This is a genomic window from Nocardia thailandica NBRC 100428 (assembly GCF_000308795.1).
GTDB lineage: Bacteria > Actinomycetota > Actinomycetes > Mycobacteriales > Mycobacteriaceae > Nocardia > Nocardia thailandica.
Map to the genome: position 1 here is coordinate 1 of NZ_BAGK01000048.1, position 2,893 is coordinate 2,893.

At 73.1% G+C, this 2,893-nt stretch carries 2 protein-coding genes; both read left to right on the forward strand.

Features of this window, described 5'->3' with window-relative positions:
* On the forward strand, positions 1-1,267 hold a 1,267-nt coding region (locus ON36_RS05225; protein ID WP_043648309.1), incomplete at its 5' end, for an NAD(P)H-quinone dehydrogenase.
* Between the two features lie 306 nt (positions 1,268-1,573).
* Positions 1,574-2,581 carry a hypothetical protein gene (locus tag ON36_RS05230; protein WP_043648311.1) on the forward strand — a complete coding sequence of 336 codons (1,008 nt, stop codon included), beginning with the start codon at positions 1,574-1,576 and terminating at the stop codon, positions 2,579-2,581.
* The last annotated feature ends 312 nt before the right edge of the window (positions 2,582-2,893 follow it).

Sequence of the window (2,893 nt, forward strand, 5' to 3'; positions counted from 1 at the left end):
GTCCAAGACCTTCATCGCCTCCACCGGTATCCGGACCGATCTGCGCCGGGCGCGGGATCTGGGCATCACCCTGGACGCCGACCAGGCCAAGGTGCATCTGCCCGAGGTCAACGCGCGTGTCAAGGCGCTCGCCCTCGCCCAGTCCTCCGATATCCGGGCGAAGTTGCAGGCCGCGGGTGTGCGGCTGCTGGCGGGGCGCGGTGAGCTGATCGATCGGGCGGGCGGGCTGGCCGCGCACCGGCTGCGCGCGACGCTGGCCGACGGCAGCACCGAGGAGTTCGAGGCCGAGGTGGTGCTGATCGCGACGGGCGCGAGCCCCCGGGTGCTGCCGGGCGCCGAGCCCGACGGCGAGCGGATCCTGAACTGGCGCCAGCTCTACGACCTCGCCGAGCTGCCGGAGACCCTGGTCGTCGTCGGGTCCGGCGTCACCGGCGCCGAGTTCGTGTCCGCCTACACCGAGATGGGCGTGCGGGTGAAGCTGGTGTCCAGCCGCGACCGCGTGCTGCCGGGCGAGGACGCCGACGCCGCGCTGGTCCTGGAGGAGGCGCTGGCCGAGCGCGGCGTGGAACTGGTCAAGCACGCGCGCGCCGACGCGGTGGAGCGGACCGCCGACGGCATCGTGGTCAAGCTCTCCGACGGGCGGACGGTGAGCGGTTCGCACGCGCTGATGACCGTCGGCTCGACCCCCAACACGAAGGACCTGGGGCTGGAGCGGGTCGGCATCGAGCTCGACCGCGGCGGTTATCTGCGGGTGGACCGGGTGTCGCGCACGCAGGTGCCGGGCATCTACGCCGCGGGCGACTGCACGGGCCTGCTGCCGCTGGCCTCGGTGGCCGCCATGCAGGGCCGGATCGCGATGTATCACGCGCTGGGCGAGGGGGTCAGCCCGATCCGGCTCAAGACGGTGGCCTCGGCGGTGTTCACGCGCCCGGAGATCGCGACGGTCGGGGTCAGCCAGACCGCGATCGACAACGGCGAGGTGCCCGCGCGCACGGTGATGCTGCCGCTGAACACGAACCCGCGCGCCAAGATGTCCGGCCTGCGACGGGGTTTCGTGAAGATCTTCTGCCGCCCGGCGACCGGCGTCGTCATCGGCGGCGTCGTGGTCGCGCCGATCGCCTCGGAGCTCATCCTGCCGATCGCCCTTGCGGTGCAGAACAATCTGAGCGTGACCGACCTGGCCCAGACCTTCTCGGTGTACCCGTCGCTGACCGGTTCGGTGACCGAGGCCGGGCGCCTGCTGATGCGCCACGACGACCTGGACTGAAAGCTACCCGCTGGTTTGTGAGTCGTATCACGGGTTTTCGGGGTTTGGCCGTGCGCTGCCCCGAAAACCTGCGTCATCCCGTCGGGGCTGGTCACGACTGTGCCGGAGTTGTCCACAGGCCGGTGTGACGCGCGTTGCCCGTGCGGTGTTCATGTGGTTGACTCACGGCCGAAGCGTGAAGAGGGAGTGTGCGCGCGGTCCGTCCGCGCGCCAGAAGGGATAGCGCGAAAAGTGAAGCATCGTAAGCCGAGTCGGGCGCAGCGAGCGATGGCGAGCACGTCGTTGCCCCTGGCCGCGGCAGCCGCAGTGGCAACTCTCCTCGCGGCGCCCGCGGGGGCGGCGCCCGGCGACCAGCCGACCACCCCGGCCACTCCGGCCCCGGCCCAGCCGGGCACCGAGACCCCGGAGAACGTGAAGCCGGAGACCGAGAAGCCCACCACCCCCGGCCAGACGCAGCCGGGTGCGCCGACGACGCCGGAGAACTCCGAGCCGGGCTCGCCGACCACCCCGAGCCAGCCGGGCATCACCAACCCGTCGGCCCCCAAGACCACCCCGAGCCAGCCGGGCATCTCCAGCCCGCGCAAGGCCCCGCTGCCCGTGCCGGGTCAGAGCGGCGCCGCGCAGCCCGCGGTCTCGCCGGACAAGCCGGGCGCCGAGGGGGAGACCAAGCCGGGCGAGCAGGCCCAGCCGTCCACCACGCCGGAGAAGCCGGGCACCGGCCAGGGTGCGACCACCCCGTCGCAGCCGGGCGGCGCCGGGACCGGTGCGGGCACCGGCGCGGGCGGCACCGGGACGGGTGCCGGCACGGACACCCTCGTGCAGGAGCCGGCCCAGGACCCGAGCTGGGAGGCCCCGCGCCTGGCCAACGCGCCTGCCGCGCCGGTCGTCGAGATGACCGGTCCGCACCAGGAAATCGGCGCCAACGTCGACGGTGGCGCGCTGCTGCCGGGCTACGTCGCCAACACCCACCACTTCAACAGCGCCGACGGGTACGTCGGCACCATCGGCTACCGCACCCCGTCGGGTTTCGGTGACGCCGGTGTGTCGGTGGAGTACTTCGAGCCCAACGCGATTCGCATCACCACCTTCACCGGTGGCGACGGCCGCCAGGACCTGACCGCCTCCACCGTGCTCGACACCACCCAGGCCAACCTGGCCAAGGCGGCGGTCGAGGGCTGGATCAAGGCGCAGCCGGGTGGTGCCGCCGCGCTCGAGGCTGTGGGCCGGGCTACACTGCCCGTGCCGGGCGAGACCGCGCAGACCGTCAATGTCGGCGGTGTCACCACGCAGTGGGGCGGCTCGCTCCAGTACTGATCGTGCTTCAACGCCGGATGGGGCGGTCGGTTTCGACCGCCCCATCCGCGTGTCCGAGGGGAAGGATCGGGCTTGGTTTCCGACGGTGACGCCCGTGATCGCGCAGACGATTTCGGCCCACCTGTAGGTGGACGGCCGGGCGAACCGGCCGCGGACGTGGGTGACTTCGGCGCGCCGGTCGGCGGTCCGGTCCCGTGGGCCGCGCCGGGTGCCGAGGCCGTCCCGGAAGTCGGCTGGCGTCCCGCCGCGCCCGGCGCCCCGGTGCCGCCGCGGGCCACGCCCTTCGGCGCGCCGACGCCGCCCGCGAGCTCC